Here is a 14,541-nt window from a genome sequence, read left to right on the forward strand (position 1 = left end):
TGATTAGTGATATACCATATAGCGACAAACCAAATACGCAACTCTGTGCGTGTTTTATCAAAAATAGTACCTGCTGTTACTGTGGTTTGGTGTTTACAAGAACGACACACCCAGCGTTTACGGCTTGAAAAAATAACGTTACTCACGGCATTGCATTTAGGACAGATGATACCATCAGGCCACTTTAGTTTTTCAAGATAGGCACGACAAGCTTCTTCAGAATGGAACCAATCAAGAAATTGGCTTAAAGTTGTCGGGTAATCGGTGCCTGCAACAGGCATGTTGTTGTGATGATCCATATTGGAATTTTGGCAGACATGGAGCTAAGGGGATACCCCATATATAAAAACAGCATCAGCGGTCATACTTTCAGGCACTCATTTGCAACACACTTACTACAAACAGGCCGTGATATTCGTACCACTCAAATCTATACGCATGTTATCGGTCAGCATTTTGCGGGCACTTTCAGCCCGCTCGATGAATTAGCCCAATAATGCTTTTGCCAACAGCTCAAAGCTACGCTTTCTTGATTCAAAATCATGTGTCACTGTAACTAAACCTATTTCATCTGTTTTCCAATATTCTGATATTTGTTCAAGCTGGTTGACGCACTCTTGTGGGGAGCCAAGGGTTACAGAATTAATTAAGCTTTCGTAGTAGCTCTGGTCTGATACGGGCAGCTGTTTTAGCTTATTTGTTGCCTCTTCTGGGCTTAGCCAAGGGTGACGCACACCGTGGCGAAAGGCCATGACTTTCCAATAAGCTTGGGGTGCTGCAAGGTAGAGTGCCTCTTCCCGTGTGGATGCACATAACGCCGAGATGGTAATCATGGTATGGGGTGTTCCGTCGTGCCCTGATTGTTGATAAGCGTTTTTATACTCATCCATGATCGCGACGGTTTGGTCATCCGGGCTAATAAACAACCCTAGCGACATACTAAAACCCATCTGCCCGGCAAAGGCGGCACTGCCACCACTGGTGCCTAGCATCCAAAGCTCTGGACACGGCTCATCGCTTGGCATCACTTTTAGATCATTAAACGCATGGTTTGTAGGAAAGCCATCTCGTAAAAAGCTGCTCAATAGTTGGGTTTGTTCTGCGTAACGATCACCGTGTGTTGGCTTATAAGGGTACGCCAGTGCTTGGCTGGCTATGCCATCTCCGCCGGGGGCTCGGCCAATGCCTAGATCAATTCTCCCTGGGAAGAGTGTTTCTAGCATTCTAAACTGCTCGGCTACCTTGTAAGGATTGTGGTTCGCTAGCATAACGCCGCCGCTGCCCACCCGTATGTTTTTGGTGATGCTGGCAATATGGCTGATTAATACTTCAGGGCATGGCCCGGCAAAGCTGTTGCTGTTGTGGTGCTCTGCTAGCCAATATCGGTGATAGCCCGCCTGGTCGCATGCTTGCGCTAACTGGGCTGACAGATGCGGGGCGAGCTCTGGCTCACCTGTGCCAAGCTGTACGGGAGATTGATCTACAACGGTGAGTTTAAAAGTCATCTATTTATGCCCGATTCTTTGAAAGTAATGAGTAAAAGCAATTACTCTAATCTGAGTTCTTCCACATGCTGTTGCAGCTCAGGGAAAAATGCTAAAAACCCTTTTTCTATCTCGTTTTGGTGCCCGGTTAACTCTTCGATAGATCCATAAAAAGCATGATCAAAGCGTATTCTGCCTGCAATCCGGTCCAGCGCAAAACCAATCCCTTGCAATGTTTGATATGAGTCAAACCATCGCTGCGATACAACCCGCTGGGTAACACGCTGCATCGCTTCTGGCATAAGCACCTGCCCTTGCGTGAGTGATTGATAATACACGGCGCTGCTATCTTCAAAGCTATTATGACTAAACGTTTGCCAGTGTTTAATGAGGTAGTGATCAAATACCACATCCAACATAATGCCTGCAAAGCGCTTTCGCTCTGCGCTCATCAGCCCTTTAAGTTGCTTAACAATGGCATGGTTATCGGTATAGCGATCCACTGCACGGTGATTTAGCAAGCCGTTTTTCACAGGTTCAGGCAGCTCGGCAACCACTACACCTTTGGCAAAATCCCCCAAGAGGTTTCCAACGCGGGACTCCACCGTAGGCTGAGCCAGATATAGATGGGCTAGGTAGTTCATCCTGTTTTCATCGTTTAAAATGTTTCAATTTTTTCATCCAGTTCAGAAAGCGCTAACTGCTGAAGCACTCTTAAGCCCTCTTCTAGCGAAACAAGATCTTTTGCTGCACTAATACAAATTCTTACGGCTTGCGGCGCTGGGTAGTTACCAACAGCAAAACTTTCTGCAGCAGTTATCAGGACTTTTTTCTCTTCGGCGGCTTTTACAAAAGCGCTGGCTCGCCAATGCTCAGGCAATACTAGCCAAACAAAAAAACTATCGGGTCTGGCCGAAAAATTTAGTGTCTCAAATATATCGTTTACCAAACCAAAGCGCTTCTGTAACGCTTCGCGCTGCTTCGTTAGTAGTTTAGTAGCCGCACCTTGCTGAATCCAACGACACGCTATCTCGACCATTAGCGGTGGAGCCATCCAGCAACTAGCACGCAAAGCCGAAGCCGCTCTATCGCGATAAGCCAGTGGTGATACAAGAAACCCTACCCGTAAGCCACCCGCGAGCCCTTTTGAGCAACTGCTGATATAAAAAACGCGCTCAGGCGCCATAGATGCTAAGGACTCTGGCCGGTTTTGTACTAACGATGCAGAGACATCATCTTCGATAATTAACAACTGGCACTCATCGGCCACAGCAATCAGTTGCTGCCTTCGCTGCAACGTCATTTGCACATTGGTCGGGTTATGCTGGGTGGGCGTGCAATAGATTAAGCGCGGATTATATTGGCGGCACAGGTCAGCAATGGAATCTAATACAATACCCTGCTCATCCATCGGTATTGGAATCACTTTCAGGCTAAGCTGCCTCGCAATTGATTTTAACCCAGGATATGCCAGCCCTTCTGCAAGAATAGTATCACCTGGGCGGCACGCCGCTATTAAAGCCAGCTGTATCGCATGTTGCCCACCGTTACACAAGGTGATGCTATCAGGGTGTGGAGCAAAGTCTGCGTAGCTTATCCACTTAGCAATAACGTGGCGGTGGTGCTCAAACCCGCCATCTGGGTGGTATTCCAGCATATGTGCGAGTGTCTCAGGGTCATGTTGTAGCTGCCCGAGTGTTTCTGCCAGTAATTCCTGCTGGCCTAATCTTACCGGCAAGCTCACCGTCAGATCGATAAAGCCCTCACGTGGGTCAGGGATCAAAAACTCATCCCGTACTTTGGCACCCTTCTCATTTACATAGGTTCCACTGCCAACACGAGCCGAGACTAGACCACGGCGTTCAGCCTCAGCATATCCACGCGTTACTGTGCCTAATGTCACACCTAACGCATCGGCTAGCTGTCGTTGGGGCGGCAATTTTTGCTGCGCAATCAGCTCACCAGCATCAATGCCTAAAGCAATGGCTGTTGCTAAGGCTTTATAACGCGGCCCTGCATATTCAGTTAAATCTGGAATCCACATTGTCATGGTAACAATAAACCGATTGACTCAAAAATTATGAAATATATGATGTAAAAACAATACAAAAGGAACAATTCACAACATTAAATAATAATTGTACCCATACAATTTAATATTTCAAGGACTTCTCATGACTACAGCACTGTTCAACATCGATAGCTACCAAACTCAAGCAAGTGCTGTCGTCACTGCGGTCACAGAAAACCACCTTGAGCTTGATCAGTGCAACCGCCTGCTGGAACAGGCTCTGTACGTATGGTGAAGATTGATGGCGTAGACCTTCAGCCTTGTGGTGGTACTCATGTCGCTAACATCAAAGAGATAGGCACAGCCAAAATCAGCAAGATCGAAAACAAAGGCAAACGCAACCGGCGTATACACCTGCTACTGGAACCACTGTCATGATCATCGAACTATTATTAGCCAACATACTTTCATTAATCACCTTCGCCTTTACGACCTCTGTCACGCCAGGCCCCAATAACTTGATGCTGACAGCCTCCGGGGCAAATTTCGGTTTTAAGCGGACTATTCCACATATGCTGGGAATTGGCAGTGGCTTGTTTTTTCTTAATATGTCGGTAGCCCTGGGGTTTGGTGTTATTTTTGCCAAATATCCTGATTTACACAGCTGGTTGCGCTGGGTCGGCGCTTGTTACCTGTTTTATCTGGCATGGAAAATAGGCTCGGCTAACGGGCCAGGGAAAAGTAGTTCATCTAGCAATGTTCCTTTTAGCTTTGTGCAGGCCGCAGCTTTTCAGTTTGTAAATCCTAAAGCATGGATCATGTCTATTAGTGCCATGACCACATTTACACTGCCGGGAGATGCGTATCTTCAATCGGCCTTTTATGTTGCTCTCATCTTTGGGATTGTTAACCTACCCACTATTAGTCTCTGGGCTAGCTTTGGCATGGCAATTGGACGCTACCTATCTACGACTGTGGCTTACCGGAGGTTTAACATATCAATGGGCGTTCTCACAGCCAGCTCTGTCGTTTTACTCTTTATCTAAGCATTTTTGTACGCAGCTTATACAAGCCTCTTATGTAAGCCGCTGTTTATTCATCTCTTTTAATAGCCCTATTTAAAGAGCATTTTTAGAAGAATATCAGCAGTACCCAGATAATAAGTGCGTTATAATCTCACGCATAATTCATCGGGCCTGTATTCTTATATAGGCTTACTTGAGAGCCTGTAATGCAAGACCTTCAAGCGACCAGTATTAAATACCATCACAACACCCTCTATGTGCTTGATCAGCACCAGCTCCCCCATGTTGAAAACTGGCTTCCTTGCGAGTCCGTAGACGCAATGGTCGCCATGATTCAAAAACTACAAATTCGTGGAGCACCGCTCATCGGTATTGGTGCAAGCTTACTACTAGGGCATTTAGCCGCTAACGGAGCAGCCACAACAACACTACAACGTAGTGCAGAAATTTTACGTGCGGCGCGCCCGACTGCCGTTAACTTGATGAACAATCTGGACAGCATGCTAGCGGTTTTGCAAACATCAGGGCCTAGCGCATTACCAACAGAAGCTGAACGGTTATTTCATGAAGATGTCGCCTTGTGTAATAGCCTAGCTAACCTGGGGGCAGAACTCATTCCTGCCAATGCCAATATTTTAACCCACTGCAATACCGGAAGTTTGGCAACCGCTGGCGTAGGCACGGCTATAGGCGTGATCAATGCAGCCCACCAGCAGGGTAAGAATATCCATGTGTATGTAGATGAAACCCGCCCGCTACTACAAGGCGGCCGCCTCACCGCTTGGGAAATGAAGCAGCTTGGCGTAGCTCATACATTGATCTGCGATAATATGGCGGCACTACTGATGCGCGACAAAAAAGTAGACTGTATTTTAGTCGGTGCCGATAGAATCGCTGTGAATGGCGATTTTGCTAATAAAGTAGGCACCTACTCCTTAGCGGTAAATGCATATCACCATAATGTGCCTTTTTATGTGGTTGCACCCAACACTACAGTCGATGTTGAATGCATAAGCGGCGAGCAGATTCCTATTGAGGAACGCGACGCGGCAGAAGTACGCGGGGTTAGTGGTAGTTTTGGTGATGTTTGCTGGAGCCCAAATCAAACGCCCGTTTACAATCCAGCGTTTGATGTCACACCTGCAGCCCTTATTACCGGCTGGATTCTAGATACAGGTGTGTTTAATCAAGAGCAGATTAAGAAAGGCGTGTTAAAAACACTTTAATTGTTGCCTGCATCTTTAAACATTTGAGTTAAACTCATATCATGCATGGCTTTTTAAACAAGCAGAACGAGAGTAATCAGTTTGGCAGTCACAGATTTTATTCCCGGCCAGCGCTGGATCAGTAATACCGAAGCAGAACTTGGCCTAGGCATGGTTACATCTAACGCAGATCGTCGCGTCACCATTGTTTACCCTGCTGCTGAAGACGAGCGCACATACGCCACCGATAATGCCCCTGTTAGCCGGGTCGAATACCCTGTTGGCGATACGGTAAGTAACAGTGCAGGCATACAGATCGAAATTACCGAGCGTATCGAGAAAAACGGCTGCTTCATCTATATCGGCAACGATGCAGAAGGTGAAGAACATATCGTGCCGGAAATTGATCTCGACAGCCACGTGCAGTTTAATCGTCCTCAGGATCGCCTTTTTGCTGGCCAAGTAGACAAACTAAGCCGTTATAAGCTGCGCCTAAACACTCTCGAGCATCAGCACGCGCAACAAAAATCAGAGACTTATGGTTTATCTGGCGGCCGTGTTCAGCTATTACCGCACCAGTTTTATATTGCTCACGAAGTAGCCAACCGTTACGCCCCACGTGTTTTACTTGCCGATGAAGTGGGCTTGGGTAAAACCATTGAAGCGGGTTTGATTTTACATCAACAGCTTATCAGCGGCCGTGCTAAACGCGTATTGATTACTGTTCCTGACAGCCTTGTTTATCAGTGGCTGATCGAAATGATGCGTCGCTTCAATCTGCACTTCAGCATTATGGATGATCTGCGCTGTACTGCACTGGAGATGTCTGGATCAGAAAACCCTTTTGACTCTGCTCAGTTAATTTTATGTGGCCAGTCATTTATCAACAACAACGCCACGCGTGTTGAGCAAATTCTCGCGTGTGAATGGGACATGCTAATTGTTGATGAAGCACATCATTTAGTGTGGAGCGAGGACGCACCTAGCCCGCTATACACCACGATAGAAATGCTGGCGAATGTCATCCCTAGCTTGTTACTGCTAACAGCCACGCCAGAACAACTCGGTTTAGAAAGCCACTTTGCGCGTTTACGTTTGCTTGACCCAGACCGTTACAGCTCTTTGGAGCAGTTCCGTGAAGAGCAAGTTCATTACACTGAAGTAAACGCACTGGTACAAAAGCTGCTCGCCGACAATGGTATTGCACAACTAATCTCAGACGCGCAATTTCAAGCGGAGTTAAACAGCTTCTTGGGCGAAGAAACAGCGGCAAAACTCATTACTGATGTTCAAGAAGAAAACGCTGAAGAAGCCATTCAACAGTGTATTAATCATCTGCTGGATCGCCATGGTACAGGCCGCGTATTGTTCCGTAACACGCGTGATGCCGTGCATGGTTTCCCACAAAGAATTCTGATTCCGCATCCACTGCCTACGCCTGATGAACTGTCATCAGAAATGGTCGACTTCTCTTTGGATCAGATTCTTAAACCAGAATCTGTGCTCGGCGATGACTGGCTGGAATTTGACCCTCGTGTTGAATGGCTAGATGGCTGGCTTAAAGCTCACCGTCACGAAAAAACACTGCTGATTTGTGCCAAAGCTGAAACAGCACAAGCGCTAGAAGAACACCTACGCTTACGCAAAGGTGTTCGCTCTGCCATGTTCCACGAGAAGATGACACTCATCAACCGTGACCGTGCCGCCGCTTACTTTGCCGACACTGAAGAATACGCTCAGGTATTAATCTGCTCTGAGATTGGTAGTGAAGGCCGTAACTTTCAGTTTGCACAGCATCTGATTATGTTTGACCTGCCACTAAACCCTGACCTTCTAGAACAGCGTATTGGTCGTTTAGACCGTATTGGTCAGAAAAACGATGTGCAGATCCATATCCCTTATTACGAAGACAGCGCACAGGCTATTTTGCTACGCTGGTTTGACGAAGGCATAAACGCTTTCCGCCATACCTGCCCTGCTGGACAAGCACTGTTTACACAGTTCGAAGACACCCTAGTAGGCTTATTGCTTGATGGGGCTGACGAAGAAACTTTTGAAACGCTTATTGCAGAATCGCAGCAAGCATCACAGAAGATTCTTCTTGAAATGCAGCAAGGCCGTGACCGCTTATTAGAAATGAGTTCATGCCGTCCTGAACAAGCAGCCCAGCTCATTGAATCTGTTGAAGATACCGAAAATCGCCACCAGCTAGTCGAGTACATGGAACACGTCTTTGACCAGTTTGGTGTTGACCAGCAAACTAATGGTTTACACTCTGTGATCCTGCAACCTACTGACCAGATGATCTACCATCGCGTACCAGGGCTACCTGACGAAGGCTGTACAGCAACCTTCTCGCGTGAAGAAGCTCTGAGCCGTGAAGATATGCAGTTCCTCAACTGGGAACACCCTATGGTGACCGGCGCTATGGAAATGATTACTGGCAGCGAGTTTGGTAATACAGCCATCTGTACAGTCAAGCTTCCACCACTGGCTCCTGGCACACTATTAGTTGAAGCGGTGTTTGTTCTCTACTGTGCAGCACCTCGCCACCTCAACTTACAGCGTTACCAGCCGCAAGCGACGGTTCGCGTCGTGTTAGATAACAACGGCAATAATCTCAGCGCTATTATTACACCTAATCACTTAAACAAATTAGGTGAACGCGTTAAGCGCCATGCAGCTCAGAACCTGATTCGTCATGGTCGAGAGCAGATCAGTGGTGTCTTGAGTAAAGCTGAAAATGTAGCCCAAGAACAGCAGGAAAAGTTGATAGGAAGCGCTGTCAGCAAAGCAACAGCAATCCTCAATGAAGAAGTTGAACGGTTAGAGGCGCTAAGCAAGGTAAACCCTTCTATCCGAGCGGAAGAGATCACACAGTTACGTGCTGATCGCGCCAGCATCCTAGAGTTACTCGGTGCTGCTAAGCTGAAGATGGATGCGGTACGTGTGGCTGTCGTCAGCGACTAGACACCTTTGCATCAATAAAAATCCGCTAGGAGAGCACAATGAGTCTAAAGGACTGGGGTCTTGCATTACTCGTTGTGTTGGCCTGGGGGGTTAACTTTGTTGTTATCAAGTGGGGGCTGGATGAACTCCCCCCCCTACTGTTAGGCGCTTTGCGGTTTATGCTGGTTGCCTTTCCCGCTATTCTCTTTATTAAAGCCCCAAAACTACCGCTTAAATGGTTATTCGCCTACGGTATAACCATCAGCTTTGGCCAATTCGCATTGCTCTTTAGCGCCATGCACCTAGGCATGCCCGCAGGTTTAGCCTCGCTGGTGCTACAGGCACAAATGCTATTCACCATGATATTCGCCTTTATGTTTCTAGGTGAACACTGGAAACTACCGCAAGTACTCTCTTTGGTTATTGCAGCGACTGGTTTAACCCTACTGGCAACCCAAACACCCGCCAACCAGATGACCTTTATTGGTTTTGCTTTAACGATTGCAGCAGCCGCCAGTTGGGGCATGGGAAACATTATTAATCGAAAGATCGGCCAATTAGGTAATGTTAACTTGATGGGCCTAGTGGTGTGGAGCGCGTTAATTCCTCCCATTCCTTTTTTACTGCTTTCTTACGGCTTTGAAGGACCAGAACTCATACTCTCTAGCCTAGAGAACATCGGTTTTAAATCTATTGCTAGTGTCTTTTATTTAGCGGCTGTTGCTACCATTTTTGGCTACAGTAGCTGGGCACACCTACTTAAGCAGTATCCAGCATCTCAAGTTGCTCCACTGACATTACTCGTACCTGTCATTGGCCTTGTAACGGCCTGGCTGGTATTAGATGAAACGCTGAGCCTTATTCAGGTATTCGGAATTGCTCTGATCATGGGCGGCTTACTGGTTAATGTTTTTGGCCATAAACTGTTGCCGAAAAAATAAGCCGAGCAATATAGCTCGGCTTATTTAATAGTCATTTATCAATCGAGCTTATTTTAATAGCCGCTTATCAGCCGGCTACTCTTTCAACTTAACCACTAGCTGGTTGTCATCGATCCTGACAAAAGCTACGCCATCAGCAAAGCTTTTCCAAAAGCCTTCTCCACCGCCATATTGCTCGACTAAATCAATATTTTTCAAACTACCCATCCAGGCGTTGGGCAAAGGCACTCCCCATAGACTCACCCCACGCAGCTTGACACTCGGGCGATCATTATTAAATGCAATCTCGACACCCGCATTGATCCTAACGGTTTCTCCACCCAAAATTGGAAAGTCCGGATCCACAGGAATAAGCAACTTAGCACTGGCTAAATTATCTGAAAGGTCGATCGCAAAACGCCTCGCCAAGTCAGGGTTTTTAGCAATTAAACTATTCAGCTCTTTCTCTGAGAATTTAACTTCGCGACTCGCACCGGTCTCAGAATATGCCTCAGGCTGAAGTGGTTTATTAGGGTCCGATACAGCCGACCCATCCTCTACCTGAATACCAAAAAAGCTTAGTTTTTTATCAAGCTGCTGCTGCTCACCCGAAGAAAGGCTCACCGGGTTAAATGAAGAGGGAAAATATACCCACTTAACAAAGAGACCGCCCAGAATAATCGCTAAAAACACAGCTAAAAAAACTGTTAAAAAAAGCGGAAATCTACGTTTGGGTACTGCAGCAGGTTGGGTATCACTTTCCATAAAGATGCCTGTATTTTTCATTGTTACAATCAAAATACAATAAAGCCTCCACGGTGAACACAGCCTGTATCAACTCATCTTGATGAACTTACTTAGCACCGAGTGTCCACTGCTCTACCCATTCTGTTTCTTCAGGTTCAAGATAAGCTTGCTCAAGTAACTCCTGCGCCCACGGCTCTTTTATAGCCAAATGATTAAGGACAACAATAGCCGAAACCTTGGCAGCAGTTACTTCACTCCACATGGTTGTCCCTAAACAGCGCCAATGGTTGGGATCTATACGCTTAGGTCGCTCTACCTGTTCTTTGCAGGTTTCACACACCATTAAACAATGCTCGTACGAAGGATCACTAGCAACAGGAGGCACTTCAAAAATGCTCAGCGGTTCTCCACTGGCATCACACAGTTCACAATGCGCTCCACAACGGCGTACCAAATCTTTACCAAACATCGTCAGGTTATGGTGGCGTTCCTGGTGTTTATCACGTCCTTTTGACATGGTATTAGTTACTCATCAAATAGCGGGAAACGCGAGGCGATATCATCACCTGTAAAATCTGCGACCCAGCCATCGGGGTTATTAAAAAAACGAATCGCAGTAAAATGCGGTTCCGGGCCCATGTCGAACCAGTGCTTAGTCTGATTAGGCACCGACAGTAAATCATCTTTACAGCAATGAATCATATAGACTTTATCTTCTATATGAAGATAAAACATACCTTCGCCAGCAACAAAAAAGCGCACTTCATCTTCTGAGTGAATATGCTCATTCAAAAACTTCTTACGAAACTCATCTTTTTGCGGGTTATCCGGCGTAATGGCTGCAATATCGACGGTTTTATAACCTTCCTCTTTTACCAGCTCTGCGATTTCCTGATCATAAGCCTGCAGGACTTCTTCATGAGACATTTCAGGTGTAATTGGGCAATTAATCATCCAACGCTCAAAACGAATACCGACAGCAGCCATCGTACTTTTAATAACATCGCCATCATCACTGTGCAGTATTTGCTGACGGGTATCATTATCTTGATATACGGTTATAGCACTCATTACTCACTCCTAGCCTACAGCTGTCTACTCTCAATTAAACACTTATACTCTCAAAAGAACTCACTACATTATGCGTGGCGTTTTCTGGTAGCTCTTCACGCGCCAGCAAGCAGGTTTTCATGCCCGCCGATTGTGCCGCATCCAACTCTTCAACGATATCCGACAAAAAGAGGATATTCTCAGGTCGCTGTTGCAACGCATTAGCGATTGAAACATACGCCGCCGTCTCTCTTTTATGGCCGGTGCTTGTATCAAAATAGTGGCTAAAAAGAGAAGTTAAATCGCCAAAATCACTATAACCAAACAATAATTGCTGAGCTTTCACCGATCCCGACGAAAATACACTTAATTCAACACCTTGCTCGCTCCAACGCTTCAAATATTCATAAGCGTCTTCGTATAAATGCCCGGTAAAATCACCACTCTTATAACCCTGCACCCAAATCAAACCTTGCAGTGTCTTTAAGGCTGTGACCTTTTTATCCTGATCGATCCAATTAATAAACGCTTGAATCAATGTTGTTTGATCTGCATCAGGAGCATCTAATACAAGCCTGGCTTCAGCCATAATGCTTTGTACTGCAGCATCATCCCAATGGCCTTTTACAAACTCTGGCAAAGCCTGTCGTGCATAGGGAAAAAGCACGTTATGAACAAATCGAATATCCGTGGTGGTGCCTTCTATATCTGTCAAAATCACTTTAATGGTCATATCGTTTCTCGATTTATATCTCTACTTCTAGCGCTTTATAAACACAAATAGCACTCAATGAAATGCGCTATTTTTTTAACAACATCATGTCGCGCTCACAGGCAAACAAAAACTCTAACCCTTCAAGGTGCCTTTTAGCCTCAACCATATCTTTGCCCCATGCATAGAGACCGTGCCCTCTCACCAAAAAACCCCACTGTAAAGGCGACCTGGCCCAAGTATTTTTCAGTTGCTGTGCAAGTGCTTGCATATCCTGAGTATTATCAAAAATATGAATAGCTAGAGCCGCATCATGCGTACTATTTCCTGATAAGGACTTTTGCATCTCATAACCATTTAAAGCTAGGGTATTTGATGTTTCTAGACGAGACAGTACTGTAGAAGCAATCGAGTGCGTATGTAGCACCGCACCGATATTGGTATCCAAAGCATAAAGTGCTGTATGTAACAACGTTTCAGCTGACGGCTTTAATACAGAGTTAATCGCCTGCCCATGCAAATCGACTTGGAGCAGATCGTAAGGAGTAAGCTCACCCTTGTGACGCCCCGATGCTGTCACCCACGCAGATGTGGCATCAATGCGAGCCGAAAAGTTACCACCCGTAGCAGGGCACCAACCTTGTGCATCAATCCAGCGGCCCGCTTCAACAATAGAGTGTGTCAGTACGTCAGACATCAGTAGTAGCCATTAATCATTCTATAAAAAGCGTTAGTTTACGAGAAGATGCTGAATTATCGAAGGAAAACCGAAGGATATTTTTCAAGAGCAGGCATAGGAAAGGGGCGGTCGGTCAGACAGCCCCTCAGAACCGAAATAATTTCGGTTATAAAAGCCCGAAGGCAAAACGATACGCATGAAACTTCTTATATAGGCGCTTATCAAATACTGACGTTTCTTAATCAAAGGTTTTACTTAATAAAGTAAATGAACGACTCAAGTGAAGCGACTATCTAAGCGAAACAGTGTTTTCTCCTCTTCAGCGTTTACGATCAACTGAATTCAGTATAACTAAATTTTCATAAAGTCATAGATCTGATTTTTCCAGTAATACCCTATAATCCGTGAATGAATTTCATCTTGAAAATTCACCCCATGGCACCCTTCTTGTGCTCTCTTTACTCGTATAAAGATGACGGCAAAACAAGCCCAATAAAAAATCTTCATAAGTTAAGCACACTATTTGGAGAGCATACTGGCATGCCCAAAGCAGGTCCGACAATCAGAGATAACAGACAGCTACTAACATGACACTAGGTTACTTTGTTGGTGAGTATCTACTTGCTCTCGGGCAGTGCTTCGAATTCTTTTCTTTTTCCCTCAAACCACGCCGTCATTGCATCAGGCTTTTGCATTAACTGCATCATCTCATCCATCGCTTTAAGATGAGCTGCATCTTTTTTCTGGAACATTTCTGTACCGTGTTGCTTACTCAACTCCGCAATCTCTTCAAATGAATTAGCATGAAACTCTTTATCACAAGCGCCACCTAACTGCTTACAACTCATAATTTTCATAGCTACCACCTTATTTTATTGATGCTATTACTGATAACACTTCATAACACTGCCAGCAAGAAAATGATCATATTCAGCTTTTTAATGAGCAATCACATATCACTATGCCCACCAAGCTCATACCAAAGCCGGTTCAGCTGCCGGTTAGTCCGCAACGCAATATTGATTGCGCACTCAAATGCTTCTGAATCGACACCCTTAAAAGCAGGTAGTGTAGCGACAGCCAGATGCGGTATTGTAAACTCTGCCACCAGCGATGCAGCATCCAACCAAGGACTCCCCATACCAGCATACTCCCAATCGATAACCACCAGCTGCCCTTCATTATTCAGCAGGTTCCCCTTATGCAGATCATGATGAACAAGGCACGACTCAAGATCGGCGGTTGTATTTAGCTCTAGCATTAGTGCAGTTACAGAGTTCAGCAACACCTGTGCTTGCGAGGAATTATTTAGATCATCAATTTTTTGCTGATATGCATCCCATAATGCCTGGTAATCATATGGCGGTATGTTTCTTATCTGCTGCCAATCAGATACACAGGCCAATATCTGAGCGTGCAGGTCAGCTATGGGCGCATCATCTAATGCCGTGTAGCGCTTCATCAATAGCCATCCCGGCTGGGTTTCATCTGGTATTTTTTGCTGCAAAATTTTCGGCGCCCATGCTTTAGTGCCAAGAAGGCTTAGCACTTTTTCTTCTCGATGCCGGCAAACACCCAGTACCGGCTTTGTTGTATCGAGGCGTAAAACAACAACTTGCTCTTGGTAAACCCCAGTATAGAGCTGGTTGGTTGTACCCGCGTGCAACAAAGGCTGCCATTGCACATCTTCAGACAATTGAATGTTTATATTTTCAAGCAACTGGCTCTGTTTCAAAAGTCACCTTGGTCATTAGCGAGA

Annotated in this window: 18 protein-coding genes; 7 read left to right on the forward strand and 11 right to left on the reverse strand. The window is 45.7% G+C overall.

Annotated elements, in window-relative coordinates; genetic code table 11:
• On the reverse strand, positions 1-299 hold a 299-nt coding region (locus tag G511_RS22390), incomplete at its 3' end, for a transposase (protein WP_169565754.1).
• Here G511_RS22390 and G511_RS22395 point away from each other — a divergent pair.
• Positions 288-497: a hypothetical protein gene (locus G511_RS22395; RefSeq protein WP_342664792.1), complete on the forward strand. Its 210-nt coding sequence runs from the start codon at positions 288-290 to the stop codon at positions 495-497. The genes G511_RS22390 and G511_RS22395 overlap by 12 nt on opposite strands.
• Here the strand turns inward: G511_RS22395 and G511_RS0109510 are convergent.
• From G511_RS0109510 to G511_RS0109520, 3 genes are read right to left on the reverse strand one after another with little or no spacing between them, the layout of a single operon-like run.
• On the reverse strand, positions 486-1,505 hold the full coding sequence (locus G511_RS0109510; protein WP_028469426.1) for an LLM class flavin-dependent oxidoreductase: 1,020 nt from the start codon (positions 1,503-1,505) through the stop codon (positions 486-488). The two genes, G511_RS22395 and G511_RS0109510, sit on opposite strands and share 12 nt — an antisense overlap.
• Before the next feature lie 41 nt (positions 1,506-1,546).
• Positions 1,547-2,128 (reverse strand): acyl carrier protein phosphodiesterase, encoded by a 582-nt coding sequence (locus G511_RS0109515; RefSeq protein ID WP_028469427.1) that lies wholly within the window; start codon positions 2,126-2,128, stop codon positions 1,547-1,549.
• Between the two features lie 14 nt (positions 2,129-2,142).
• Entirely contained in the window at positions 2,143-3,534 is a 1,392-nt protein-coding gene (locus tag G511_RS0109520) for an aminotransferase-like domain-containing protein (protein ID WP_028469428.1), read from the reverse strand.
• Between the two features lie 124 nt (positions 3,535-3,658).
• On the opposite strand from G511_RS0109520, the gene G511_RS24825 reads away from it, so the two are divergent.
• The 6 genes from G511_RS24825 to G511_RS0109550 all read left to right on the forward strand — a co-directional run bounded on the left by G511_RS24825 (position 3,659) and on the right by G511_RS0109550 (position 9,615).
• Positions 3,659-3,790 (forward strand): hypothetical protein, encoded by a 132-nt coding sequence (locus G511_RS24825; protein WP_281170415.1) that lies wholly within the window; start codon positions 3,659-3,661, stop codon positions 3,788-3,790.
• Positions 3,784-3,933, forward strand: a complete 150-nt coding sequence (locus G511_RS24220; RefSeq protein ID WP_084629063.1) for a hypothetical protein — start codon at positions 3,784-3,786, stop codon at positions 3,931-3,933. The genes G511_RS24825 and G511_RS24220 overlap by 7 nt, the downstream gene beginning before the upstream one ends.
• Positions 3,930-4,541 carry a LysE family translocator gene (locus G511_RS0109535; RefSeq protein WP_028469429.1) on the forward strand — a complete coding sequence of 204 codons (612 nt, stop codon included), beginning with the start codon at positions 3,930-3,932 and terminating at the stop codon, positions 4,539-4,541. The genes G511_RS24220 and G511_RS0109535 overlap by 4 nt, the downstream gene beginning before the upstream one ends.
• A gap of 185 nt (positions 4,542-4,726) precedes the next feature.
• On the forward strand, positions 4,727-5,746 hold the full coding sequence (mtnA, locus tag G511_RS0109540) for an S-methyl-5-thioribose-1-phosphate isomerase (protein WP_028469430.1): 1,020 nt from the start codon (positions 4,727-4,729) through the stop codon (positions 5,744-5,746).
• An 81-nt stretch (positions 5,747-5,827) separates the two neighbouring features.
• Complete coding sequence (gene rapA, locus G511_RS0109545; RefSeq protein WP_028469431.1) at positions 5,828-8,695, forward strand: RNA polymerase-associated protein RapA; 2,868 nt, start codon at positions 5,828-5,830, stop codon at positions 8,693-8,695.
• A gap of 38 nt (positions 8,696-8,733) precedes the next feature.
• Complete coding sequence (locus tag G511_RS0109550) at positions 8,734-9,615, forward strand: EamA family transporter (protein ID WP_028469432.1); 882 nt, start codon at positions 8,734-8,736, stop codon at positions 9,613-9,615.
• A gap of 75 nt (positions 9,616-9,690) precedes the next feature.
• Here G511_RS0109550 and G511_RS0109555 read toward each other — a convergent pair whose 3' ends face one another.
• From G511_RS0109555 to G511_RS0109585, 7 genes are all read right to left on the reverse strand, one after another.
• On the reverse strand, positions 9,691-10,359 hold the full coding sequence (locus G511_RS0109555) for a hypothetical protein (RefSeq protein ID WP_028469433.1): 669 nt from the start codon (positions 10,357-10,359) through the stop codon (positions 9,691-9,693).
• A gap of 88 nt (positions 10,360-10,447) precedes the next feature.
• On the reverse strand, positions 10,448-10,858 hold the full coding sequence (locus G511_RS0109560; protein ID WP_028469434.1) for a PhnA protein: 411 nt from the start codon (positions 10,856-10,858) through the stop codon (positions 10,448-10,450).
• A gap of 8 nt (positions 10,859-10,866) precedes the next feature.
• Positions 10,867-11,412: a 1,2-dihydroxy-3-keto-5-methylthiopentene dioxygenase gene (locus G511_RS0109565; RefSeq protein WP_028469435.1), complete on the reverse strand. Its 546-nt coding sequence runs from the start codon at positions 11,410-11,412 to the stop codon at positions 10,867-10,869.
• Positions 11,413-11,446: 34 nt separating this feature from the next.
• Entirely contained in the window at positions 11,447-12,124 is a 678-nt protein-coding gene (gene mtnC / locus G511_RS0109570; RefSeq protein WP_028469436.1) for an acireductone synthase, read from the reverse strand.
• A 67-nt stretch (positions 12,125-12,191) separates the two neighbouring features.
• A complete protein-coding gene (locus G511_RS0109575) occupies positions 12,192-12,800 on the reverse strand; it encodes a methylthioribulose 1-phosphate dehydratase (protein ID WP_028469437.1) in 609 nt (202 codons plus the stop codon).
• Between the two features lie 599 nt (positions 12,801-13,399).
• Positions 13,400-13,639 carry a hypothetical protein gene (locus G511_RS0109580; RefSeq protein WP_028469438.1) on the reverse strand — a complete coding sequence of 80 codons (240 nt, stop codon included), beginning with the start codon at positions 13,637-13,639 and terminating at the stop codon, positions 13,400-13,402.
• Positions 13,640-13,731: 92 nt separating this feature from the next.
• Complete coding sequence (locus tag G511_RS0109585; protein WP_028469439.1) at positions 13,732-14,517, reverse strand: phosphotransferase; 786 nt, start codon at positions 14,515-14,517, stop codon at positions 13,732-13,734.
• Between the last annotated feature and the right edge of the window lie 24 nt (positions 14,518-14,541).

Source organism: Neptunomonas japonica DSM 18939 (assembly GCF_000422765.1).
In the GTDB taxonomy this organism is placed as follows: domain Bacteria; phylum Pseudomonadota; class Gammaproteobacteria; order Pseudomonadales; family Balneatricaceae; genus Neptunomonas; species Neptunomonas japonica.